Source organism: Falsiroseomonas sp. E2-1-a4, from assembly GCF_051433165.1.
Classification (GTDB): domain Bacteria; phylum Pseudomonadota; class Alphaproteobacteria; order Acetobacterales; family Acetobacteraceae; genus Falsiroseomonas.
Map to the genome: position 1 here is coordinate 14423 of NZ_JBHMFS010000026.1, position 22776 is coordinate 37198.

Genomic DNA, 22776 nt, shown 5'->3' on the forward strand with positions numbered 1-22776 from the left:
TTAGCGCCCTAAGCATATGGGAGGGACCGCCATGCTCACCCAGGACGAAAACGACCTGCTCTGCCGCGTCACCGGCGATGCCCCCATGGGCCGCCTGATGCGAAGCCACTGGCTGCCGGTATGCCTCTCGGAGGAGGTGGAGGAGTTGGACGGCAAGCCCGTGCGCGTGCAGGTGCTGGGCGAGAAGCTGGTGGCCTTCCGCGACAGCGACCGCCGCCTCGGCCTGGTGGCGGAGGCCTGCCCGCATCGCAAGGCATCGCTCTACTACGGCCGCAACGAGGAAGGCGGCCTGCGCTGCCTGTATCACGGGTGGAAGATCGACGTGGAGGGCAACGTCCTCGAAATGCCGAGCGAGCCGCCGGAGGCCTGCGCCGCCGCCCGCTTCAAGCATCCGAGCTACCCGGTGGAGGAAGCCGGTGGCTTCGTCTGGGCCTTTTTGGGCGACCGCGCGGACATGCCGGACTTCGAGCCGCCGCCCTTCGCGCCGATGCCGGAGACGAGGGTTTCCATCGGCAAGACCATGGTGCCCTGCAACTGGGCGCAGATTGTCGAAGGGCAGATCGACAGCGCCCATTCCTCATCCCTGCATTCCTCGGACATGGTGCCGGCGCGCGTCGGCCGCGCCGGGGCGAGTGCGAAGAACTGGACGCGGCCTTCGACGGACAAGGCGCCGAAGCTGCAGGTGCAGCTCACCTCCTACGGCTTCCGCTACGCCGCCATCCGCCGGCCGATCACCAATGCCGCAACCCATGACTATGTCCGCATCACCACCTTCGTCGCGCCCGTCACATCGCTGATTCCGCCGAATGCCAGCTACAATGTGGCGCAGGTGACGGTGCCGATCGACGATCACCATAGCTGGTTCTATTTCATGGCCTGGGGGGAGGGGCCGGAGGTGCCCTCCACCGAAGACTGGCGCAAGTTTCTCGCGCTGCAACCGGGCATCGACGTCGATGCGGATTGGCAGAAGAACCGCGTGCGGGAAAATGACTACGGACAGGATCGCCGCCTGATGGCGCTGGGCAATTTCACCGGCATCAAGGGCATCCCGGCGCAGGACATGGCGATGTGGGAAAGCATGGGGCCGATCGCGGACCGCACCACCGAACGCCTCGGCGCCAGCGACGTCGCCATCGTGCAATGGCGCCGCCTGATGATCGAGGCGGCGCGGGCGCTGGCAGAGGGCGCGCCAGCGCTCGGCCGGACGGAACCGCGCGTGCCACTGAAGGATATCTCCAGCTTCGAAGGCGTGGTGCCGAAGACCACGGATTGGCGCAGCTTCGGCACGACGGAAATGGAACGCAGCCTGTTCGTCGATGCCCCATCCCAGATCGCAGCGGAATAGCAGGTGGCAAAACTCCAGCTTTCCGTCGCCATCGGCCCCTATGACCGCATGCGCCCGCTGGTGGATGGCGAAGTGCAGATCGATGCCGTCGATCCGCAATTCATGCTGCTGGAGCCGGAGGAGATCTTCTTCCGCGCCTTCCGGCACGAGGCCTTCGACATCTGCGAATTGTCCCTGTCCTCCTACGCCGTGCGGGTCGCCAAGGGTGACTCGCCCTACATTGCCGTGCCGGTGTTCCCCTCCCGCGCCTTCCGCCACACCTGCATCGTGGTGCGGACGGATCGCGGCATCACCCGGCCGGAGGACTTGCGCGGGAAGCGCATCGGCATTCCGGAATACCAGCTCTCCGCCAATGTCTGGGCGCGCGCGATCCTGGAGGAGGAGCATGGCGTCCGCCCCGCCGAAATCACCTGGGTGCGCGGCGGCTACGACACGCCCGGCCGCGTCGAGAAGATCTCGCTCAACCTGCCGCCCGGCGTGGTGATCGAGAACGCGCCGGAGGGCGCCACCATCTCGGGCATGCTGGCGGCCGGGGAACTGGACGGCGTGATGGGCCCGCGCGCGCCATCCTGCTTCGAGCGTGGTGAACCGAACATCGACTGGCTGTTCCCGGACCCCACCGCCGCCGCGCAGGCCTGGTTCCGCAAGGCGCGCATCTTCCCGGTGATGCACCTCCTCGGCATCCGCCGGACGCTGGTGGAAAGCCATCCCTGGCTACCCTCCGCGGTGCAAAAGGCCTTCGAGAAATCGAAGGCGGTGGCGCTGGCGAGGCTGGTGGACACCTCCGCCACCAAGGTCACGCTGCCTTTCGTCGAGGAAAATCTGCGCGCTGCCCGCCGGCTGATGGGCGACGACTTCTTCTCCTACGGCCTGGCGGCGAACCGCCACGTCTTCGAATGGTTCCTGCGCCACCACCATGCCCAGGGCCTGTCGAGCCGCCTGTTGGCGCCGGAGGAGCTGTTCCATCCGAGCACGCTGGAATCGCACAAGATCTGACCTTCCTTGGCACTCGGCTGTGCAACCGCCGTGCAGGCCATCGCGTGGAGGTCTCTTTTCCCGTCTTGCAGCCGCCTTCCGCATCGATTGCCTCTGGCGTGGCGCCAGAGCAGGGCGATAGGCTTGTATCCGGGACAGGGACAGGGACAATTTCCGATGACCGGATCAGCCACGCCGCCTGCGCGCCCTTGGCGTCACCTGCTCGGCGCTGCGATGACATTCGGCCTGCTTGCGGGCGGCGCGCAGGCGCAGGATACGACGATGGGCGTGCGCTCCGGCCCCCTGTCGATCGACCCGCATTTCTCCTCCGCCGGGCAGCACGCCTCCGCGCTGCGGAACGTGTTCGACGCGCTGGTGCGACGTTCGGCCGACATGAAGCTGGAGCCGAATCTGGCAGAAAGCTGGCGACGCGTGGATGATGCAACCTGGGAATTCAAGCTGCGGCGCGACGTGCGCTGGCACGATGGCACGCCCTTCACCGCCAATGACGTGAAGTTCTCCGTGGAGCGCATTCCCACGGTGGTGGCCGGCACCGGCGGCCTCGGCGCCTATGTCCGCTCGATCCGTGAGACGGTTGTGGTGGATGACCATACCGTGCAGTTCCGCACGCATGGCCCTGCGGCAACCCTGCTGGCGGAGCTGGACCGCGTCTTCATCGTGCAGGCGCGCGCGGCGCAGGGGGCGGACAATGCAACCTTCCGCACCGGCGGCGCCGCCATCGGCACCGGGCCTTACCGCTACGTGTCCTGGGAACCGCGCGGAGATCTGGTGCTGGAGCGCTTCGATGGCTACTGGGGCGCGCGCCCGCATTTCCGCCGCGTCACCAAGCGCGAGATCTCGAATGACAGTTCGCGCGTCGCCGCGCTGTTGTCCGGCAATGTGGACCTTATCAACTACGTGCCGCCGGCCAGTGTCGGCACACTGAACCGCACCACAAATCTGCAGGTGCTGCAGGTGCCCTCCATCTACGTGTTCCTGCTGCATCCGGATGGCCGCGACCAATCGCCCCTGGTCACCGACAATGAAGGCCGCCCCTTCGCGCAGAGCCCTCTGCGCGACAGGCGCGTGCGCCAGGCGCTGTCGCTGTCCATCAACCGTAGCGGCATGGCCCGGAACATCATGGAGGGCCTGGCGGAGCCTGCGAATACGCCTTTGCCACCCGTGTTTTTCGGCGTGCCGCGCGACACCGGCGAATTGCGCTACGACCCGGCCGAGGGCCGCCGCCTGCTGGCCGAGGCAGGCTTCCCGAATGGCTTCCGCATACAACTGCATTGCACGAATGACCGCTTTGCCGGCGATGCGCGGGTCTGTGCCGCGCTCGGCCAGTCGCTTGCCTCCATCGGCATCACGGCGGAGGTGAATGCGCAGCCGACCTCGGTGTACTTCACCAACTACACCCGCGGCGACCACAGCCTGTCGATGAATGGCTGGGGCACGCTGACCGGCGACGCGACCTACATGCTCGCCTCCCTGCTGCACACCCGCGGCGTGGATCCGCGCTTCGGCACCTTCAACCGCATGCGCTATTCCAACCCGGAGGTGGACCGCATCACCCGCGCGAGCCTCGAGGTGGTGGATGAGGGGGAGCGGGAGCGGCTGGTGACGCAGGGCATCCGCACGGCGATGGACGACCACGCGATCATCCCGATCGTCACCCTCTCGGCGGTCTGGGCCATCAATGCGCGGCGGATGAGCTTCACAGCGCGGATGGATGAGGAGACGCTGGCGCTGGACGCCCGGCCGCCCGCGGCGCCGTGACGGACAGGGTTCAGGCGGGACGGTGTCCCCACCTGAACCCTCACCCCCGCCGCACTTCCAGATTGCCGCGCAGATCCACCTCCGCGCACCAGCCCGGCAGCAGCACCAGCGTGCTGTCTTCCTGTTCAATGATGGCCGGCCCGGCGATGCGCGCGCCAAGCCCGAGGCGGCTGCGATCCTGCACCGGCCATTCGCCCCATCCTTCGGCGCCGAAGACGCGGCGTGTGCCGATCGGCGCGGGGGCGGGGCGCGGCCGGGCATCGGGCAGGTCGATCGGTGCGACATGGCCGGTCACGCGCACGCGCAGCGAGCTCAGTTCCACCGCGCTCGTCGTGTCGCGGAAGGCATAGACGCCCTCATGCACGCGGTGGAACAGCTCCGCGATCGCATCCGGCGTCGGGTTCGCGAAGGTTGCGGCGTCCCAATCCACGGTCAGTTCGAAGCTCTGCCCCGCATAGCGCATCTCGGCGGTGGCGGAGAGCGTGTGGCCGCGCAGGTTTTCCGCTTCGGCCGAGATCCATTCCCGCGCCTCGGCTGAGAGTTCGGCGAGCGCCGTGTGCAGCTTCGCCGTCGCCGCTTCAGTCGCCGGCAGCAGGCGGATGCGGAGCGAGCGGACGAAGTCGCGCTTCACATCGGCCAGGATGGCACCGAGCGCGCAGAAGGTGCTTGGCGCAAAGGGCACCAGCACGGCGGAAAGCCGTGCTTCCTCGGCCAGCATGTTGGCATGCGTCGGGCCGGCGCCACCGAAGGGCATCAGCGCGAAGCTCGACGCATCCTCGCCACGCTGCGCCAGGCCGGTGGAAAGCTCGGTGGCCATGACGGCGGTGGCCACGCGCAGCGCCGCCTGCGCCGCGCGCGTCGCGGCATCCGGGCCACTGAAGCCGAGCCGTGCCGCGATCCGCAGCAAGGCGCGCTCCGTCGCATCCCGGTCCAGCCGCATGCGGCCGCCGAGGAAATTGGCGGGGTCGAGAAAGCCGCAGGCCAGGTAGCAATCCGTGACGGTCGGTTCCGTCCCACCGCGGCCGTAGCAGACCGGCCCCGGCGCGGCGCCGGCGCTGCGCGGCCCCACCTTCAAGACGCCCTGCGGGTCCACCCAGACAATCGAACCACCGCCCGCGCCGATGGCCGAGACATTCACCACCGGCATCACCAGCGGCAGCCCGCCTACCGTGGTGCGCGTGGTGTATTCCGGCTCCCCCGACCGGGTCAGCGCGATGTCGCTGCTGGTGCCGCCCATGTCGAAGGTGATGAGGCGCTGATGCGGCGTGCGTTCCGCCGCGCGCGCCGCGGCAACCACGCCGGAAGCCGGGCCTGACAGCACCGTCTCGATCGGCCGCGCCCGCGCCGTGCGCAGCGCGACGGTGCCGCCATTCGAGGCGGTGATCGTGATGGGCGCTCGCAGTCCGCGCGCCGCAAGCCGCGTTTCCAGCCGCGTGAAATATTCCTGCATCAGCGGCGCGATGAAGCCGTTCAGCACTGCGACCAGCGCGCGTTCATACTCGCGCACCTCCGGCCACACGGCGGCGGAGGCGGAAACCGGCACGCCCGGCAACCTCGCGGAGAGTTCGGCCGCCACCTCCGCTTCCAGCGCGGGGTGCAGGTAGCTGTGCAGCAGCATCACCGCCACCGTCACCACGCCGCCCGCGCGCAGCGATACGGCGATGCGGTCGTAATCCTCGGCGATCGGGCGCATCAGCACCGTGCCATCCACCATGATTCGCGCCGGGATTTCGAAGGCCAGGTCGCGCGGGACCAGGTCCTCCTCCCGGGTCAGGTGGAAATCCACCGAGTTCGCCATGCGGCAGCGCGCAATCTCCAGCACGTCGCGATTGCCTGGCGAGGTCACCAGCCCGATCGGCCCGCCGCGCCGCTGAATGATGGCGTTCAACCCGAGCGTGGTGCCATGCACCAGCAGGCCGATATCGCCCATCGCAAGCCCGGCCTTCTGCACCAGTGCGAGAAGTCCGGATTCAACGGCAGCCGAGGGGTCCGCCGGCGTGCTCGGTTCCTTGTGGAACACCAGGCCATCCGCGCCGGTCAGCACGAAATCCGTGAAGGTGCCGCCGACATCGATGCCGACGCGTGCGCAGGTGCTCATTTCAGCAGTTCCGCGAAGGCGGCTTCGAAGCGTGCGCGGGCCGCGGCGGCGTCCGCCAGCACCTCGACCAACGGCCGGTGGCCGGCGCGCGGCATGTCCGGCACCGTTGCTTCCAATATCTGGCGGCGGAGCTTGCTGCGCTGGCGCTTGGGGCGTTCGTAGAGCGCGGCGTTCAGGCGGTTCTGCGCCTCGTCAGTGAACACGGCCTCATAGGCCTCACGCTCCGTGCCGAAATCGAAGCCGGTCACATCGCGCGGTGGCCGCGCTACGCGCAGCCGGGCCGTCGCAGCTTCGTCCACCGCGCCGTCCCGGATCGCCACGCCGTAATCACTTTCCGCCGCCTCGATGCTCACCAGCCCCAGCCGCACATCGCGCAGCACCGCGGCGGGATCGCGCAGGGATGGGTCGCCATAGCCGCCGGCGCCCGGCGTCAGGATGGTGACCACATCGCCCGCCTCCACCTCCAGCAGGTCGATCTTGCCAATCACCTGTTCCTTGCCCGTGCCGCGATTGAGGATGACGCGGAAGGGCTGGCCGGGCCGGCCGCCCATGGCGCCCCAGGGTGGGAAGCGGCAGCGCTCCATGCCGCGGGCCAGCACGGTGCAGCCATCGCGCAGCACCTCGAAGCTGAATTCCAGCCCGCAGCCGCCGCGCCATTGGCCAGGGCCGCCGCTGCCGGCGCGCACGGCATAGTTGCGCACGAGAATGGGCGCCGCACTCTCGATGCTCTCGATTGGGTTGTTGGCAAGGTTCGAGGTGCCGCTGTCGCGTGCGTCCACGCCATCATGACCCTGGCGTGCGCCCATGCCGCCGATCATCGGCTCCAGCACTACCACATTGCGGTCGCCCTGCGCCGTTTCCTCCTCGGCCAGCACTACGGGGGTGGAGACGCCGCCGGAGGCCGCAGCCATCAGCGTCGGGTCACCCTTCAGCAGCGCGCCGGTGATCATGTCGAAGATCCGCCGCCCGCCGGGCTGCCGCACACCGACGGCCGCGGGCGATTCGGCATTCACCAGGCTGCCCGGCCGCGCCTTGGCGGTGATGCAGCGATAGACTCCGGCATTCATCGGCAGGGTCGGATCATGGGTGGAGACACACCCGATGATGCGGGCGGTGAACCAGGCGTGGCGTCGGCCCATGGTGGGGATGTTGTAGGCAGTGGCGACCTGTGGGTCCGTGCCTTCGAAATCCAGCTCGATCTCGCCGCCACGCTTGCGCAAGGCCAGGCGGATACGCACCGGGAAGGTGCTGACCATGTCGTCGTCCAGATAGTCCCAGAACTCGTATTCGCCATCCGGGATACGCGCCAGCACGGCGCGCGCCTTCTCGTCGGCATAGTCCTGCAAGGCCTCCTGCGCCGCGATGAAGGTTTCCACGCCGTGCGCGGCGATCATTTCCGCCACCCGCAGGCCGCCGACATGCAGCGATGCCAATTCGGCACGGATGTCGCCCATGTTCTGGTCAGGCGTGCGGACATTGGCGCGGTACAGGGCGACGACATCCGGATTCAGCTCGCCGCGGCGGACCAGCTTTATCGGCGGGATCATCAGCCCTTCCTGGAACAGATCCGTGTTGGAGGGCGAGATGGAGCTTGGCACGCGGCCGCCGATATCGGCCGAATGCACGAAGCACCAGCCATAGGCGACGATGCGGCTTTCGTGGAAATAGGGGCGCACCAGATGCAGGTCCGGCAGGTGGGTCGCCAGCGCCTCGGACGCATAAGGGTGGTTGGTGATGATGACATCGCCCGGATCGAGGTCCGGCACCGCGCGGATGGTGGCGGTGCAGTCAAGGTCCAGGAAGTGGCTGACGCCGATGGTGCGCGGATAGCCGAAGAAGCGGCCATCCAAGCCGACCAGGGCGGTGCCGAAATCCGACGCCTCCTTCACATACAGCGTGCGGCCGGTGCGCTGCAGGGTGAAGCCCATGCCCTCCGCCGCGGCAGTGACCTTGCGGCCCAGGACTTCGAGCGTGACGGGATCCAGCATGTGTTCAACGCTATCGGCGGCCGCATCACCTGTCCAGCCAGCCTATTGCCTCATGCCATGCGCGTGGCAGGATGTGGCGGTAACGCAGGGGGCGCCGATGGACGAGATGACCGACCGCGTCGAGGACGAGCCCCTGATGCTCACCCCGGGCCCCGCGACGCTCTCCATGCGCGTCAAGCGCGCGATGCTGCATGACTATGCCTCGAGCGAGGAGAAGATGCTCGCCACCATTGCCTTCTGCCGCAAGTATTTGCTGGACCTTTGCAACGGCCAGGGCACCCATACGGTGGTGCCGATTGTCGGTAGCGGCACCTCCGGCACCGAGGCGACCATCGGCAGCTTTGTGCCGGAGAATGGCAAGCTGCTGATCCACACCAACGGCGTCTATGGCGACCGGCTGATCGAAGTGGCGCGCAAGATCCGTACCCCCTATGCCAGTTTCCGCACCGCCCCCTACACGCCGCCCACCGCCCAGCAGTTCGAGGATGCGCTGACGGCCGACCCCGCCATCACCCATGTGATGGTGGTGCATTGCGAAACCTCGACTGGCATCTTCAACCCGATCGAGGCAATCGCCGAGGTCTGCCGGCGCATGGGCAAGAGTCTGCTGATCGACGCCGTGGCGAGCTTCGGCGCCTTCGAACTGGACGCGAAGAAGTTGGCCTATGACGCGGTGGTGTGTTCGGCCAACAAGGGCCTTCAGGCCCCGCCCGGCCTGGCCTTCATCGTGGCAAAGAAGGCCGCGCTGGAGGAGGCGAAGGGCAACGCCCACAGCCTGACGCTGGATCTGTGGGACCAGAACCAGCATCTGGACCGCACCGGCATGTTCCGCTTCACCCCGGCCACCCACCTGCTGCTGGGCATGGCGGAAGCGCTGCGCGAACATGCGGAGGAGGGCGGGCTGCCGGCGCGGCAGGAACGCTTCCGCCGAAGCTGGCGGCGCCTGGTGGACGGCATGCGCCAGATGGGGTTTCGCACGCTGCTGGAGGATGATGTGGCCTCGCCCATCGTCGCAACCTTCCACGATCCGCCCGACCCGAACTATTCGTTCAAGAAGCTGTATGACGGCATGAAGCAGCGGGGCTTCATCATCTTTCCCGGGCGCCTGGCGGCGGCCAACACCTTCCGCATCGCCTGCATCGGCGTGGTGACGGAACATGATATCGGCCGCGCGCTGGATGCACTGGCCGATACGTTGCGGGAAATGGGCGTCACGCAGATGGGGCGGACGGACTGACCGCCTCCATCCGACCCGTATTCGCGGCGCGCACCATCGCCTCGAAAACGGCGACGCCATGCACCGCTTCGGCGGGCGACAGGGGATATGCGGGACCGCCCGCGACCGCAGCGGCGAAGGCGGCGAGTTCCGCGCGCTCGATATCGGTGGGCGGGAAGTCACGCAACCAGCCCTCGCCCTCACGCGGGGTGAAGGCCAGATGTTCCAAGCCGCGCATTTCCGCCATGCCCTCGCTGCCGAACAGGGCCACGCGCCAATAGCGCGGCGCGGCGGCCAGCGTCACCAGCGTGCCCAACGCGCCGCTGGTAAAGCGGCAGAGCATCGCGGTGGTATCGTCCAGCCCATTGGTCAGAACGCGCGCCGTGCTCTCCACGCCAACCCGGTCCAGCGGGCCGGCGAGGTGGATGAAAGTATCGAGCATGTGGATGCCGCTGCCGCCCATGCCGCCAAGCGGGCTTTCGGCCGTATCCGCACGCCAGGTGCCGGGCTTGTAGCCATAGCCGCCCGGCCCGCCGAAATGCCCCTCCACATGCAGCAGTGTGCCGAGGCTGCCTTCGGCCAGCAACGCGCGCATCGCCCGCATCGCCGGCAGGAAGCGGCGGTTGTGGCCGAGCGCCAGGATCACGCCGGCCTCAACGCAGGCCGCGACGGCCGCTGCCGCGCTGGCCTGATTTAACGTGAAGGGCTTCTCGACGAAGACGTGCTTGCCGGCGCGCGCGGCAGCGATCACCTGTTCGGCGTGCTGCGCATGCGGGGTTGCGATCACCACTGCCTGCACGGCGGGGTCGGCCAATGCGGCGGCGTAGCTTTGGTGCAGCCGAATGCCGTTCGCGGCCGCCCAGTCGCGGGAGGCTTCGGGCCGGCCGGTTGCGGCGGCGGTGAAGCGGATGCCGGAATCCGGCGCGTCCTGCACGCAGGCCACCAGGGTGCGGCCCCATTTGCCGAGGCCGATGATCGCCGCGTTCAACATGTCACATCCTCCAATTCAACATAGCCGAGCGGATGTGGCACGAAACCCTGCACGCCCGGCCGCACCGCCACCATCACATCCGACGCCCAGAGTGGCAGCACCGCCACATCCGCATGCACGATCCGCTGCGCCTCCGCATATAATTCCCGCTGCCGGGTGGCATCCGTGCAGGCGCGTGCCTCCGCGATCAGCGCATCCAGGGCGGCGTTAACATAGCCGCCCGGATTGAAGGCGCCGCCGGTCGCCAGGTCGCGCTGGAACATGATGTGCGGATGCGGCCGGGCGGAGGCCGACTGGATCGCCATCTGCCAGCCGCCCTGCAGATAGACCGCGGGCCACCAGGGCGGATCGTCGTAATGGCGGATATCGAGCCTGATGCCGATGCGCGCCAGCTGCGTGGCGATATCGACGGCGACGGCAGGTGTCGGTGGCAGCGCGGCGGAGGAGAGCGAGACGCGCACGCCATCCGCATAACCGGCCTCCCGCATCAGCGCCCGTGCGCGGTCGAGATCCAGCGGCCAGGGCGGCAGCACGATGCCATTCGGATCATCCGCCGGCAGCACCCCGTTCAGCAGGCGGCCGCGCGGGCCGAGGTGGCGAGCGCGCATCGCCTCCCGGTCCAGCGCATGGGCCACCGCCAGGCGCATGCGCGGATCGTCGAAGGGCGGGGTGGTGCAGCGGAAGGCGAGGATCATCTTGCGCGGCGAATGCACCGCCAGGGGCACCGCCAAACCCCGCGCGGCGAGTTCGGCGGCGGGACCGGCGGGCAGCGTCTCCACGATATCAGCCTCGCCGCGTTCCAGCGCGGCGACCCGGTCGGCCACGCGCGGCGCGAAGCGGATGACCAGTTCATCCGGCGCGAAGCGATGCGCGTCGTGGTGGCCAGGGAAGCGGCGAAGACGTACATGGCTGCCGCGCACCCATTCCAGAAGCTCGTAGGGGCCGGCGCCGACGGGCTGCACCGCGACATCATCCACCATGTAGCAGCGCCAGGCGAGGCTATGCAGGAACGCGGTGTGTGGCTGCGCGAAGCGGATGCGTAGGCTGCGCGCATCAGTGGCCTCAATGGTCTCGACACCCTCGAAGTCGGCCTTCAGCGGCGCCTGGATGCGGGGGTCGAAGATGCGTCGCAGGCAGGCTGCGGCGGCTTCCGCATCCAGTTTGTGTCCGTTGTGGAAGCGCAGCCTCTCGCGCAGCAGGAAGTTGAACTCGCGGTGGTCATCCACTACTTCCCAGGCCTCGGCAAGGTCGGGCTGCAGCGCGCCATCACGGTCGATGCGCAGCAGGGACGGGCAGCAGAGCTTCAGGATCACCGTCGCCGAGCTGGAATCCGCGTCCCAGCTATTGGCGGCCAGGGATCCATGTTCGTGGTTGAAAAGCAGTTTGAGCCTGCGAGTGGTCACGGGCGGCACGGCCGGATTTGCGCGGGGCAGTGGCCGATCCTGGCGGGGACTCTTCGCATGTCGAGTGGCGCTCCTGACCGCGTAGTGTTGGCCAGGATGAGCGCGCATGCAATCGCATGGCGCTCAGCCCTCTGCCTTGGTGATTGCGCCAGGCGCGAGGCACCTTTCCGGGCCACGCATCAGCACGGGCAGTTATGGTCCGTGCGCCGGCGGCCCCTGTCCTTTAGTCGCTGTGGGGCAGGAAGCCGAGCAGAGCATCGACACAGGCCTGTGGGGCCGCATCGCCGATGTTATGCGGCATGCCCTCCAGCGAGATCAGGCGCGCATCGGGTATCAGCGCCTGCATCCGTTCATACTGGTCGTGCGACCCGATCGGCTCATGCCCCGGTGCGACCAGCAGGGTCGGGCAGCGGATGCGCGGCAGCTCATCCTCCCAGTCGCGGCTGGCCATATGGGCGACGAAGCGGCCGATGAAGGGCAGGTCGTTGCTGCCGGTCTGGCGGCAGAACCAGTCGACCAGCCCGGGGTCGCTATCGGGCGCGAAGCGGTCGGCGATGCCCTGCCGCATGAAGGCCTCCAACCCCATCGCCGCGGCCTTGGCGGGCCAGGTGCCGGCCTGGCTGTTGCGCAGGCCGGGCGTGGAGGCGAATAGCGACAGGGTCGCGACGCGGTCCGCATGTTCCATCGCCAGCCGCTGCCCGACATAGCCGCCCGCCGACAGGCCCACGACATGCGCGCGGACGATGCCAAGATGGTCGAGCAGCTCAACAACATCAGCAACCAGGCGTTCCACCGTCAGCGGCTGCGCTTCGGTCGGCACGTCCGAGGCACCGTGCCCGCGCAGTTCCAGGCTCAGCGTGGTTCGATGACGGGCCAGCTGCGGAAGCCAGCCGAACCAGCGTCGATAGGACCCCATCGCGGCGTGCAGCAGCAGCACCGGGGTCGGCGGGGTGCGCCAGGGATCGGTGAAGTCATCGACGCGCCAAGCGAGCCGCACACCGTCGCTCGCTGTCAGAAAGGACATGTTGGGTTGCAGCCCGGTGGAATGTGGCATTGTCGATTTTCCCTGCGTATTGCGCTGCCAGGGTCCTGCGCGGCGCGGCATTGCGCAATCCATCCCGAGGATTACGATGCATTTTCGAGCCAAGGGAGGTCGAACATGCCCATGACCAATCGCCGCACGCTACTCACCGCCGCGAGTCTCATGGCCCTCGCAATACCCGCGTTGGCGCAGGGCTTTCCTGAACGTCCCGTGCGCATCGTGGTACCCTTCGGGCCTGGTGGCGGCACCGACAACCTCGTGCGGATCCTGGAGCCGCATCTGCGCGCGTCGCTCGGCCAGCCGGTGGTGATCGAGAACCGCGCCGGCGCGGGGGGCACCATCGGCGCCGATCTTGTCGCGCGCGGGCCGGCGGATGGCTATTCCGTGGTGGTTGTGGACAGCAGCTTCGCCATCAATCCCTCGTTGTTCCCGCAACTGCCGTATGACAGCGCCAGGGATTTCACGCCGGTCAGCCTGCTGGCCACCGGGCCGGTGATCCTGCTCGCGCATCCCGGCGCGCCGATGCGGACGCTGCAGGAATTGGTGACGCAGGCCAAGGCGCAGCCGGGGCGCTTCAGCTATGCCTCCGGCGGCAACGGCGCCTCGACGCATCTGGCAGGTGAATTGCTGAAGCTGGTGGCCGGCATCGACCTGGTGCATGTGCCCTATCGCGGCACCGGCCCCGCGACGACGGATGTGGTGGCCGGGCATGTGCCGCTGATGTTCAACGGCATCAGCGCCGCCCGCCCGCATGTGGACAGTGGCCGCCTGCGTGCGCTGGCCGTGACGGGTACGCAGCGCGCCGCCGCGCTGCCGGATGTGCCGACCTTCGCGGAAGCCGGCCTGCCGGACGTTACTGCCTCCACCTACTGGGGCACGCTCGCGCCGGCGGGGGTGCCGGCGCCGATCGTCGCGCGGCTGTCCGAGGCGTTCCGCTTTGCCGTGACCCATCCGGATGTGCAGGAGCGGCTTCGCAGCCTGGGTTTCAACCCGATCGGTGGCCCGGCCGAGGCCTATGCCGAGAACCTGCGGACCGAAACCACGAAATGGGCCGAGGTGGTGCGGCGCGCCGGCGTCAAGCTCGACTGAGCCATGCGCTACGCCATGGCCGAGGCACGGGAGTGGGTGCGCGCGGAACTGCGCGGCTACATCACCATCCTCTACACGCCGTTCTTGGCCGATGGCGCGATCGATGAGGCGGGGCTGCGGCACAATGTCTGCCGCACCCTGTCGCTGCCAGGGGTCGGCGGGCTTTCCGTGCATTCGCTGCACCAGGAATTCTGGGCGCTGACGCTGGCGGAGCGGGAGTGGGTGACGGAGGTGGTGCTGGATGAGGTGGCCGGGCGTGCGCCGGTCGTCATCGGCTGCTCTGACCCCGCCGCGGCGAATGTGGTGCGACTGGCGAAGCATGCGAAGGCGACGGGCGCCGACCTTGTGATGGTCTGGCCACCCTATTATGGCCCACGCAACGCGGCCGGCGTGCGCGGCTTTTACGAACATGTCGCGGCGCGCATCGACATCGGCATGGTGGCCTACAGCACCACCCTGTCCGAACTCGGCTACTACCTTGCGCCGGACCAAGTGGAGGCGCTGCTGCATCTGCCTCAGCTCTGCGCCGTGCAGAACACCACGCTGGATGTCGCGGCCTATGCGCGGATGATGGAGCGCGTCGGCGGCCGCATCGCCGTCGCCACCTCGCTGGAGGAATACTTCCTGCACGGAAGACTGGCCTACCCGGAACGCGCGCCCAGCTTCATGATCGGCTCCTCCCGCCCCGTGCTGTGCCAGACGCCGGATGCGCCGCATTGCGGGCGATTCCTCGACGCGGCGCTACGCGGCGACTTCACCGAGGCCGCCCGCCACATGCGGAACATCGGCGGCATCGCAAGCCGGTTGCAGAGCCGCTACTTCGCCCAGGGGTTCCACCATGTCGCGCTGTTCAAGACGCTCGCCGGGCTGCTAGGCATGAATGCCGGCACCGGGTGGCGGCCCGCGCTCGATCCACCGGATGCGCGTGACGTGGCGGAATGCGTGGCCGTGCTGCGTCAGGCTGGCCTGCTGCCGGGCGATGCGGCGTGAGGGCACCCTGGGTCGCGGCGCTGGGCGCCACGCTGCTGATGCAGGTGATCGCGTCCTTCATGGCGCAGAGCCTGCCCGTGGTGGCGCCGATGCTGACCGGCAGCCTCGGTCTGGCGTCGGAGGCCATTGGCAACCTGTCCGCCATCAACGCCCTGGGCACCGTGCTGTTCCTGGCCTTCGGCGGACCCTTCCTGGCGCGGCTCGGCCCGGTGCGGATGTTGCAGGTGGGCGCCGCGCTGTCCGCCGTGGGGTTGCTGACCCTGGCGGTTGGCACCATGCCGGCGCTGGTGCTGGCGGCGCTGCTGCTCGGCATCGGCTATGGCCCCAGCCCGCCGGCCGGCAGCCGCATCCTGGCCGCCACGGCGCCACCAAGCCACCGGTCGCTGATCTTTTCCGTCAAGCAGGCTGGCGCGCCCGTTGGCGGCGTGCTGGCGGGGCTGGTCACGGCGCCGGTCGCGAGTGCCTATGGCTGGGGCGTCGCGCTGTTGGTCTGCGCGGCGACAGCACTGGTCTCGGCGGTCGCCATCCAGGGTCTGCGGCAGGAACTGGATGCGGAGCGTGACCCGGCGCGGTCCATCGGCCCGCGCAGCGTGTTCAGCCCGAAGACCCTCGCCGCGCCCTTTGCCGCGCTGCGCCTGTCACCGGCCCTGCTGCCGCTGACGCTGCTGGCGGTGTCCTTCGCCATGGTGCAGGGCTGCCTGTTCGCCTTCACCGTCACCTGGCTGGTGGAGGCCCGCGGCCTGACACTGGTGCAGGCAGGCGGCGCCTTTGCGGCCATGCAGGGGGCGGGCGTGGTCGCACGCATTCTGTTCGGCTGGCTGGCAGACCGCACCGGTCGGCCGAGCCTCAACCTGCTGGTGCAGGGATTCGCGGCGGCGGCGGCGGTGCTGGTGTTTGCCTCGCTGCCCGTGGGCGCCAGCCCGGCGCTGGCGGCGACGCTCGCGGCGGTCGCTGGCTTCGTCGCCGCAAGCTGGAACGGCATCTATTTGGCAGAGGTCGCGCGGCTGGTGCCGCGGGAACATGTGTCTGACGCCACCTCCGGCTCCACCCTGCTGACCTTCCTCGGCTATGTCGCCGGGCCCGCGATCTTTGCGCTGCTGGTGGCGGCGAGCGGCGGCTGGGGCGTGCCGATGGTGGCCGTCGCGGCGCAGCTCGCGGTGGTAACAGTGCTGGTCGCGCCCGTGCTGCTGCGCCGTCAATAGGCGGACCGGCCACCATCGGCCGGGATGGTCGCACCGGTGATCATCCGTGCGGCGTCGGAGGCGAGGAACACCGCGGTCGCCGCGACATGTTCCGGATCGCCGACCCAGAAGGGATAGTCGCGCAGCCGCCCGACCGGGTCCTGCGGGTCATTGTGCTTCGCCTGGTCGTCCAGCGCGCCGAAGGTGCGGATGATTCGGTCCGTCATGACGCGGCCAGAGGCGATGACGTTCGCGCGGATGCCCTGCTTCGCATAGGTCCCGGCCAAAGCGCGGGTGAAGGACAGGATGGCACCCTTGGCCGCGCTGTAGACGTGGAAAGGGCTGGCGCCACGCAAGGCAGCGCCGGAGGACATGTTAATGATCGCGCCACCGCCCGCGCGGATCATCTCCGGCACAGCATGGCGGCAGCACAGGAAGGTGCCGCGCACATCGAGGTTAAAGGTGCGGTCAAAGACATCCAGCGGCACGTCCGTCACGGTGCCGTCCTGCGGCACCGTGCCACCCGCACAGTTGTACAGGATATCAAGTCGCCCGAAGCGCGCGACAGCCTTGGCCACCGCCGCCGCCACCTGCGCGTCATCGGTGATGTCGGTGGGCAGCGCGATCGCCTCGCCGCCCGCTGCCACCACGGCAGCGGCGGTGCGTTCGCAGCGCGCGGCATCCAGGTCACAGACCGCGATGCGTGCGCCGGCGGCAGCGAAGGCCAGGCTGGCGGCGTGGCCGATGCCACCGCCGCCGCCGGAGATAAAGGCGAGTTTGCCGTCGAATTGGGTGTTCATGTACTCAGCCCTGCGCCACGACCTGATCACCGTCGCGGGGCCGCTTCTGCCAGTCGCGCTCGATCTGCAGAATCTCCGGCGGCTCCACCTGTACGCGCAGGCCCATGATCAGCGATCCGGCTGCCAAGTAGTAGGCCGAGAGCATGGCGATGTCCGTCGCCTGGCGCGTGGTGAAGCTGCCGGCGATCGCCTGCCAGACGGGCTCCGGCACGCCGCTGAAGCTGGTGAAGGCGAAGACAAAGTCGCACAGCGCCTGGTCTGCGGTGCTCAGCCCTTCCGGCGTGCGGCCGGACTTGATCGCCGTCAGTTCCGCCTCCGTCACGCCGCAGTCCAGCGCCAGTGGCGCGTGATGCGCCCAGGCATAGGCGATGTTGCGGCCAACGATGCAGATCACGAGCTCCCGCTGCCGCTCGCTGAGCTCGGTGCCGTAGCGGCCGTAATGGCCGAGCGCGGAGAAGCGGGCCAGCGCCTCCGGCGCGTGGCCGAGCGAGGTCAACAGGTTGGAGACCCAGCCCCGGCTCGCCGCGACCTTGGCGAAGACTGCGGCGGTGTCCGGTGCGCTTTCCGGCGTCGGGTCCGGCAGGCGGCAGGCGCGGCCGGGTGCGGCATCCCAAGGGCTGCTCATGCCGGCTTGCCGACGCGACTGCGGTATTCCTGCTGCAACTCATCCAGCGTCAGGAACACCGCGCCCTGCTTCACCAGCGCATCGATCAGCTTCTCCATCATCAGCATGCGGTGGCCGCGGCCGACGACATAGGGGTGGAAGGTGAAGATTAGCGCGCCCCATTCCTCCGTGCGCTGCATGTACTCCCAATCCGCCAGCCAATTCTCCAGCACCGCATTGGCGTTGGACAGGCCGGGCAGGACCTCGGTCTTTGCGCGGATGAATTCGAAATGCGGATGGTCGTCGAGTGACCAGCTGATCGGGATCTCCACCAGGTCCGTGGCTTCGCCGAATTGCATCGGCGCATCCGCCACCACCACATCGCCGCGCCGGGCGAAGTAGGGGCTGCAATCATGGCCCATCATGCTGCTGTCGTAGCGCAGCCCATGTTCCGAGATCAGGTCGATGGTGCGGTCGCTGATGTCCCAGGAGGGTGAGCGGTAGCCGGCCGGCTTGCCGCCGGTGAGCTTCGCGATACAGTCCATCGCGCGGCCGAACTCATCGGCCTCCCGCTGCGTCTCCAGCCAGGCCGGCGGCACATGGCTGTAGCCGTGATGGCCTACCTCGTGGCCGGCCTCGACCACGGCGGCGCAGGCTTCCGGATAGGTCTCGATGACCACGCCGGGAATGTACCAGCTCGACTTGATCTGGCGTTCCTTCAGCAGCTTGCGGATGCGCTCGGCGCCGATCACGCCAAATTCGCCGCGCGAGGTGGGCGTCGGCGTGGTCATGCCGCGCGCGGCGAAGCCGGACCAAGTGTCGAAGTCGAAGGACAGGCAGGCGATGTGGCGGGGCATTTCGTCAGACCTTCGCTGTGCCGAACTTCGTCGACAGGAACGCCAGGATATCCGCCGTGCAGCGGTCCGGCATCATGTCGGCAATGTTGTGCGGCATGTGCTCGTACTCGATCATGGTCACGTCAGGAATGCGCTGGCGCATCGAATCATAGCTGTTGGCGCTGCCCACCGTCTCACCACCCGGATAGATCACCAGCGTCGGCGCCTTGATGCGCGGCAGTTCGGCGCTCCATTCCTGCGTTGCCATGTAGCCGATGAAGCGCACGACATAGGCCGGGTCGTTCTCCGCCGTCTGTTCCAGGAACCAGCGGATCATGCCCGGATCGGTGGAGGCGAGGTCGAAGCGCAAGTGGATGGTGCGCGTCAGGAACGGCGTCAGCCCCTCCTTCTCGATCAGCGGCAGCCAATCGAGCGCGCTCGGGCTCAGACCCGGGGTGGAGCCGACGACGCAAAGACCCAGCACGCGTTCCGGCGCCGTGATCGCCAGCTTCTGCGCCAGGTAGCCGCCAGCGGAATTGGCGACGATATGCGCCTGCTTTGCGCCCACCTCGTCCATCAGTTCCTCGACGTCACGTACGAAGCGGTCCATCGACAGCGGCATGTCGGCGGGCGGCGTGTCGGAACCGCCATGGCCGCGCAGATCCATCCGCACCACCCGGAAATGCCGCGCCAGCGCCGGCACCCAGGAATAGAAGCGCTGCGAATTGCCCATCGCGGAATGCAGCAGAACCAGCACCGGCGGCTGCGTCCAGGGATCGGTGAAGTCGTCGAGGTAATAGGCGATGTTCAGCCCGTCGCTGGCGGTGAAGGTCTGGCGCGTCGTCATGTCGCGGTGGTTCCTGCGGTTATCAGGGCAAGGTTGCCGAGGCCGAGTGGCAGGTTTCCACTTTCGGCCTCGGCGATCAGCGCGGCAACCCGCGCATGTGTCGGCGCCGCCAGGCCGAGCCGCGCGGCTTCGGTCGCGATGAAGCCGTTGAAGAAGGCGACTTCGGTGGGGCGTCCCTTCGACAGATCCTGCAACGTGCCAGACATTCCGCCATCGACCATGCTCGCGGCCTGCGCCGCCATGGCATCCAGCGCCGCGGCTTCCGCCTCGGCATCGCCCGCCGCCGCGCGCAGCCAGGCCTCGCCCGGCAGGCCGAACAGGCGCTCCAGCGTGAAGCCCATCGCACGACCGAGCGCGATCGCCTCGGCGCCGAGGCGAATCGCGATGCGCCGCGTTTCCTCGCCCGAATAGACAGCCTTCAAGGACAGTCCGGTAAGGCCGGACAGGCCGGAGGTCATGGTATTCGCCGTCAGCTTCACCCAGCGTTCGGTCCAGAGATCCGTGGTAACGGCGGCGGTGTCGACATCCGACAGCATCGCGGCGATGGCTTCCGCGCGCGGCGTGCGGCGGCCATGCATTTCGCCGATCTTGAAGACATTGCCGCCGGCGGCGCCACGCTTGCGGGTGCGGCGCACCTCGCCCGGCCCGGCCATGAACACATCAAGCCCGCTGCCGATGCCGCCCAGCGTCCGGCCATGCCCGATGAACCGAGCCACGCGTTCCTCGACGAGGGCATTCTGCAACGTCACGACCGGGACCAATTGCGGCAGCCAGGTCGCCAGCAGCGCTGCCGCCCAGTCCGTGTCGTAGAGCTTTACGGTGAGGAAGGCGACATCTGCGCGGGCATCGCGCAGCCGATACGCATCACACAGATGCCATGCCTGAAGCCGCACGGTCTGTGCGCCTTCCGGCGTCGTCACCCGCAGGCCATCGGCCCGGATCGCCTCGACATGGTCGTGCCAGCCATCCACCAGGACCACCTCATGCCCGGCGGCCGCGAGGCCGCCACCGACGAGGCTGCCCACGGCGCCGCCACCCAGCAACACGATCCGGCTGCGTGGCTTCATGTCGGCGTGATGCCGGCGCGCTGCACGATCTCGGCGAACTTCACCTTGTCCGCGGCGATGCGTTGCGCGAAGGAGGCCGGCGTGTCCCTGGCGGGTGAAATGCCCTGCGAGGCAAAGCGTTGCCCGAACTCCACGCCGTCGAGAATGGGACGCACCGCTAACGCCACCTTGTTGACGATGGCGGGCGGCAGGCCCTTCGGCCCGACGAGGCCCCACCAGGCGCCCATGTCGAAGCCGGGATAGCCGCTTTCCGCCACGCTCGGGATGTTCGGCGCCATCGCCAGCCGCTCGGCGCTGGACACGGCAAGGCCGCGCAGCCGGCCAGCTTCGATGTGCGGCCATGTCGGCGGGACGGAGATGAAGGAGACCTGCACACGTCCCGCCACGAGATCCACCAGCGCATCCGCGTCGCCGCGGTAGGGGATGTGGTTCAGCTCGATCCCCGCGACGCTCATGAACAGGCTGGAGGTCAGATGCGGGCCGGCGCCGACGCCGGAGGAGGCATAGCTAAGCCGGCCCGGCTGCGACTTTGCCAATGCGACCAGCTCCGCCACGTTGCGCGCCGGCACACTCTCATGCACCACCAGGAAGTAGGGCGCGGAGGCGCACATCGCGATGGGTGTGTAATCCGCCACCGGATCGAAGCCGACGTCGCGGCGAACGAAGGGCGCCAGGACCTGCGCGCTCGACATCATGTAGAGCGTGGTACCATCAGGGTCCGCGCGCTTCGCCGCATCGGCGGCGATGGTGCCGGCAGCGCCGGTTCGGTTCTCCACCGCGATCGCCTGGCCCAGCGATTGCGCCAACGGGGTCGCCACCGCACGCGCCACCAGATCGTTCGCCCCGCCGGCAGGGTAGCCGACCAGGATGCGGATCGGCCGCGTCGGCCATTCGGAAGATTGCGCCCGTGCGGTGCCTGCAAGCGAGGCGGCGCCGAGGCTGAGCAGCGCCGTGCGACGCGTCAGGCTGGGGAGCGCCCGGGCCTTCGATGATGGATCCATGGTGCCGTCTCCTGTTCTGGCTGATGGTGGCGCGCGATTTGGCTTCCCTGCGATCCGGGTTCATCCCCCGCGATTGTCTGCCATCCCGGTTCGCTGCGGATGGGATAGAACGGTGGCGTCGCGCCTGGCGGCGCAGAAAACGCGTGATCCCCTGAAACGGAGGCAAGCGACCGCAGCGCGTTGGAAAGCAAGCCACAGCTGGCCGCGATCCGATCATGAACGGCCCTGGCCTCCGGGCTCTCGGCCATCCGATCCGGCGGGATGAGCTTCATGCGCGATCCTTGATGCCGGGCCTTTGCGGGCAACCCATGCATAATATATTAGTGCACGATGCCGCCACCAAAACCATCGCGCAAGCCTGCTGTCGCACCCGCGCCGACAAAAACCGTGGCGCCGGCCCTGGCGCCTGCGGTCTATCCCAGCCGGCAGGAGGCGGTGGCCGCTGCGCTGCGGCTGGATATCCTGCGGGGGCGCATTCCCGCGGGTGCGCGTCTCGACATCGATGAGATCGCGAACCGGCATGGCGTCAGCCGGACACCGGTGCGCGACGCGCTCAAGCAGCTGGAGGGGGAGGGGCTGATCCAAGTCCTTCCTTATCGCGGGGTGGAGGTCACGCGCCTGACGGCGGAGAATCTGCGCGAGCTGTTTGCCATCCGCATCGCGCTTGAGCGTCTGGCGCTGGCGCAGGCGACCGTGCAGGTCACGGAAGCCGAGCTCATGCAGCTGCGCGGGATCCTGCGGCGAATGGACCGGTACGCAGTGCGTGACGAGGCCTGGATGAGGTTGAACGCGGCATTCCACGATGGTGTGCACGCGGCATCACGATGGCCACGGCTGATCGAGATGATCCGGGTGCAGCGGACCAATGTGGAGCGTTATGTGCGGGCAGGGGCCGCCGATCTGGGCGTTGCGCAGCAGCAGGCCGAGCATTGGCAATTGATCGAGGCGATGACGGCGCGGCAGCCGGAGCTTGCCGCAACGCTTATCGCACAGCATCTGTCACGCACCGCCGAGACGCTGGCGCGAATGAGCGCCGACCCCGTTCCCGCACCGGAGTGACCCGCGATCCTTGCGCCTCGCGCTACCCCACCGGCACCCAGGTCGCGCCAAGCTGGCTGGAGGCAACGGCCGCGGCAATGAAGCGCATGCCGCGCAGCCCATCTTCGATCCCCGGCACAGGCGCCGGCATGGCATCCAGGGCCTGCTCTGCGGGCGCTGCGAGGATCTGGTCCGCAAAATCCCGGTAGATCTGCGCGAAGGCCTCCAGATAGCGCTTGGCGGCTGGAGATCCAGGCCTGGGAGAAGAATGGGCTCTGGCCTGCCTGGCGGGCAACGCCAGCCGACCCAAAGCTGCTGGAATGTTCGCCAACGCTTGCCGACAACCGCCCAAGGCCACTCGCAAGTGGAACCCTATCGGGCCTCACGGAGCATAGGACACCGCCCCAGGGTCGGACAATAGGCGCCTGATATGTCTAGAAATAGTGAAGCCGCGTGCCGCGAGACACGCTGCGTCACCTTCCGCCA

The 22776-nt window shown here is 68.3% G+C and carries 20 protein-coding genes; 8 read left to right on the forward strand and 12 right to left on the reverse strand.

Features of this window, described 5'->3' with window-relative positions; all coding sequences use genetic code 11:
* Window positions 1-31: 31 nt before the first annotated feature.
* The 3 genes from ACFHNC_RS21445 (at window position 32) to ACFHNC_RS21455 (ending at window position 4099) form a co-directional block, all read left to right on the forward strand.
* Window positions 32-1345: a Rieske 2Fe-2S domain-containing protein gene (locus ACFHNC_RS21445; RefSeq protein ID WP_437171282.1), complete on the forward strand. Its 1314-nt coding sequence runs from the start codon at window positions 32-34 to the stop codon at window positions 1343-1345.
* Window positions 1346-1348: 3 nt separating this feature from the next.
* Window positions 1349-2341, forward strand: coding sequence for a PhnD/SsuA/transferrin family substrate-binding protein (locus tag ACFHNC_RS21450; protein WP_437171283.1), 993 nt, complete (start codon window positions 1349-1351; stop codon window positions 2339-2341).
* A 213-nt stretch (window positions 2342-2554) separates the two neighbouring features.
* The gene (locus ACFHNC_RS21455) at window positions 2555-4099 is read left to right on the forward strand and encodes an ABC transporter substrate-binding protein (protein WP_437171284.1); all 1545 of its coding nucleotides are present in this window, start codon (window positions 2555-2557) and stop codon (window positions 4097-4099) included.
* Window positions 4100-4139: 40 nt separating this feature from the next.
* On the opposite strand, the gene ACFHNC_RS21460 is transcribed toward ACFHNC_RS21455, so the two are convergent.
* Window positions 4140-6197 (reverse strand): hydantoinase/oxoprolinase family protein, encoded by a 2058-nt coding sequence (locus tag ACFHNC_RS21460; protein ID WP_437171285.1) that lies wholly within the window; start codon window positions 6195-6197, stop codon window positions 4140-4142.
* Complete coding sequence (locus ACFHNC_RS21465; RefSeq protein WP_437171286.1) at window positions 6194-8185, reverse strand: hydantoinase B/oxoprolinase family protein; 1992 nt, start codon at window positions 8183-8185, stop codon at window positions 6194-6196. The genes ACFHNC_RS21460 and ACFHNC_RS21465 overlap by 4 nt, the downstream gene beginning before the upstream one ends.
* A 97-nt stretch (window positions 8186-8282) precedes the next feature.
* Between ACFHNC_RS21465 and ACFHNC_RS21470 the strand changes: the two genes are divergently transcribed.
* Window positions 8283-9422, forward strand: a complete 1140-nt coding sequence (locus tag ACFHNC_RS21470; RefSeq protein ID WP_437171287.1) for a 2-aminoethylphosphonate--pyruvate transaminase — start codon at window positions 8283-8285, stop codon at window positions 9420-9422.
* Here ACFHNC_RS21470 and ACFHNC_RS21475 read toward each other — a convergent pair.
* The 3 genes from ACFHNC_RS21475 to ACFHNC_RS21485 form a co-directional block, all read right to left on the reverse strand.
* A complete protein-coding gene (locus tag ACFHNC_RS21475) occupies window positions 9397-10392 on the reverse strand; it encodes a Gfo/Idh/MocA family protein (RefSeq protein WP_437171288.1) in 996 nt (331 codons plus the stop codon). The two genes, ACFHNC_RS21470 and ACFHNC_RS21475, sit on opposite strands and share 26 nt — an antisense overlap.
* Entirely contained in the window at window positions 10386-11795 is a 1410-nt protein-coding gene (locus tag ACFHNC_RS21480; RefSeq protein ID WP_437171289.1) for an ABC transporter substrate-binding protein, read from the reverse strand. Before ACFHNC_RS21480 ends, ACFHNC_RS21475 begins: the two co-directional genes overlap by 7 nt.
* A gap of 223 nt (window positions 11796-12018) precedes the next feature.
* Window positions 12019-12849 carry an alpha/beta fold hydrolase gene (locus tag ACFHNC_RS21485; RefSeq protein ID WP_437171290.1) on the reverse strand — a complete coding sequence of 277 codons (831 nt, stop codon included), beginning with the start codon at window positions 12847-12849 and terminating at the stop codon, window positions 12019-12021.
* Between the two features lie 105 nt (window positions 12850-12954).
* On the opposite strand from ACFHNC_RS21485, the gene ACFHNC_RS21490 reads away from it, so the two are divergent.
* The 3 genes from ACFHNC_RS21490 to ACFHNC_RS21500 are packed head-to-tail and all read left to right on the forward strand — an operon-like array spanning window position 12955 to window position 16118.
* Window positions 12955-13926, forward strand: a complete 972-nt coding sequence (locus ACFHNC_RS21490; RefSeq protein WP_437171291.1) for a Bug family tripartite tricarboxylate transporter substrate binding protein — start codon at window positions 12955-12957, stop codon at window positions 13924-13926.
* 3 nt (window positions 13927-13929) lie between these two features.
* The gene (locus ACFHNC_RS21495) at window positions 13930-14916 is read left to right on the forward strand and encodes a dihydrodipicolinate synthase family protein (RefSeq protein WP_437171292.1); all 987 of its coding nucleotides are present in this window, start codon (window positions 13930-13932) and stop codon (window positions 14914-14916) included.
* Window positions 14913-16118 carry an MFS transporter gene (locus tag ACFHNC_RS21500; protein ID WP_437171293.1) on the forward strand — a complete coding sequence of 402 codons (1206 nt, stop codon included), beginning with the start codon at window positions 14913-14915 and terminating at the stop codon, window positions 16116-16118. The genes ACFHNC_RS21495 and ACFHNC_RS21500 overlap by 4 nt, the downstream gene beginning before the upstream one ends.
* Here ACFHNC_RS21500 and ACFHNC_RS21505 read toward each other — a convergent pair.
* The 6 genes from ACFHNC_RS21505 to ACFHNC_RS21530 are packed head-to-tail and all read right to left on the reverse strand — an operon-like array spanning window position 16112 to window position 21252.
* Window positions 16112-16897: an SDR family NAD(P)-dependent oxidoreductase gene (locus ACFHNC_RS21505; protein WP_437171294.1), complete on the reverse strand. Its 786-nt coding sequence runs from the start codon at window positions 16895-16897 to the stop codon at window positions 16112-16114. The genes ACFHNC_RS21500 and ACFHNC_RS21505 overlap by 7 nt on opposite strands.
* A gap of 4 nt (window positions 16898-16901) precedes the next feature.
* Entirely contained in the window at window positions 16902-17522 is a 621-nt protein-coding gene (locus ACFHNC_RS21510; protein ID WP_437171295.1) for a carboxymuconolactone decarboxylase family protein, read from the reverse strand.
* On the reverse strand, window positions 17519-18358 hold the full coding sequence (locus ACFHNC_RS21515) for a polysaccharide deacetylase family protein (protein ID WP_437171296.1): 840 nt from the start codon (window positions 18356-18358) through the stop codon (window positions 17519-17521). The genes ACFHNC_RS21510 and ACFHNC_RS21515 overlap by 4 nt, the downstream gene beginning before the upstream one ends.
* 4 nt (window positions 18359-18362) lie before the next feature.
* On the reverse strand, window positions 18363-19184 hold the full coding sequence (locus ACFHNC_RS21520; RefSeq protein WP_437171297.1) for an alpha/beta fold hydrolase: 822 nt from the start codon (window positions 19182-19184) through the stop codon (window positions 18363-18365).
* A complete protein-coding gene (locus ACFHNC_RS21525; protein ID WP_437171298.1) occupies window positions 19181-20251 on the reverse strand; it encodes a ketopantoate reductase family protein in 1071 nt (356 codons plus the stop codon). Before ACFHNC_RS21525 ends, ACFHNC_RS21520 begins: the two co-directional genes overlap by 4 nt.
* Window positions 20248-21252 (reverse strand): Bug family tripartite tricarboxylate transporter substrate binding protein, encoded by a 1005-nt coding sequence (locus ACFHNC_RS21530; protein WP_437171299.1) that lies wholly within the window; start codon window positions 21250-21252, stop codon window positions 20248-20250. The genes ACFHNC_RS21525 and ACFHNC_RS21530 overlap by 4 nt, the downstream gene beginning before the upstream one ends.
* 387 nt (window positions 21253-21639) lie before the next feature.
* Here ACFHNC_RS21530 and ACFHNC_RS21535 point away from each other — a divergent pair, with 387 nt between their 5' ends.
* A complete protein-coding gene (locus tag ACFHNC_RS21535; protein ID WP_437171300.1) occupies window positions 21640-22311 on the forward strand; it encodes a GntR family transcriptional regulator in 672 nt (223 codons plus the stop codon).
* Between the two features lie 22 nt (window positions 22312-22333).
* Here ACFHNC_RS21535 and ACFHNC_RS21540 read toward each other — a convergent pair whose 3' ends face one another.
* The gene (locus tag ACFHNC_RS21540) at window positions 22334-22621 is read right to left on the reverse strand and encodes a hypothetical protein (RefSeq protein ID WP_437171301.1); all 288 of its coding nucleotides are present in this window, start codon (window positions 22619-22621) and stop codon (window positions 22334-22336) included.
* Between the last annotated feature and the right edge of the window lie 155 nt (window positions 22622-22776).

Bases quoted from the DNA above. Each gene is read 5' to 3' on its own strand.
- ACFHNC_RS21470 (WP_437171287.1), top strand. From the start codon at position 8,283: ATGGACGAGATGACCGACCGCGTCGAGGACGAGCCCCTGATGCTCACC.
- ACFHNC_RS21485 (WP_437171290.1), bottom strand. From the start codon at position 12,849: ATGCCACATTCCACCGGGCTGCAACCCAACATGTCCTTTCTGACAGCG.
- ACFHNC_RS21525 (WP_437171298.1), bottom strand. From the start codon at position 20,251: ATGAAGCCACGCAGCCGGATCGTGTTGCTGGGTGGCGGCGCCGTGGGC.
- ACFHNC_RS21475 (WP_437171288.1), bottom strand. From the start codon at position 10,392: ATGTTGAACGCGGCGATCATCGGCCTCGGCAAATGGGGCCGCACCCTG.
- ACFHNC_RS21530 (WP_437171299.1), bottom strand. From the start codon at position 21,252: ATGGATCCATCATCGAAGGCCCGGGCGCTCCCCAGCCTGACGCGTCGC.
- ACFHNC_RS21495 (WP_437171292.1), top strand. From the start codon at position 13,930: ATGCGCTACGCCATGGCCGAGGCACGGGAGTGGGTGCGCGCGGAACTG.
- ACFHNC_RS21510 (WP_437171295.1), bottom strand. From the start codon at position 17,522: ATGAGCAGCCCTTGGGATGCCGCACCCGGCCGCGCCTGCCGCCTGCCG.
- ACFHNC_RS21445 (WP_437171282.1), top strand. From the start codon at position 32: ATGCTCACCCAGGACGAAAACGACCTGCTCTGCCGCGTCACCGGCGAT.
- ACFHNC_RS21505 (WP_437171294.1), bottom strand. From the start codon at position 16,897: ATGAACACCCAATTCGACGGCAAACTCGCCTTTATCTCCGGCGGCGGC.
- ACFHNC_RS21455 (WP_437171284.1), top strand. From the start codon at position 2,555: ATGACATTCGGCCTGCTTGCGGGCGGCGCGCAGGCGCAGGATACGACG.
- ACFHNC_RS21465 (WP_437171286.1), bottom strand. From the start codon at position 8,185: ATGCTGGATCCCGTCACGCTCGAAGTCCTGGGCCGCAAGGTCACTGCC.
- ACFHNC_RS21515 (WP_437171296.1), bottom strand. From the start codon at position 18,358: ATGCCCCGCCACATCGCCTGCCTGTCCTTCGACTTCGACACTTGGTCC.
- ACFHNC_RS21490 (WP_437171291.1), top strand. From the start codon at position 12,955: ATGCCCATGACCAATCGCCGCACGCTACTCACCGCCGCGAGTCTCATG.
- ACFHNC_RS21520 (WP_437171297.1), bottom strand. From the start codon at position 19,184: ATGACGACGCGCCAGACCTTCACCGCCAGCGACGGGCTGAACATCGCC.
- ACFHNC_RS21460 (WP_437171285.1), bottom strand. From the start codon at position 6,197: ATGAGCACCTGCGCACGCGTCGGCATCGATGTCGGCGGCACCTTCACG.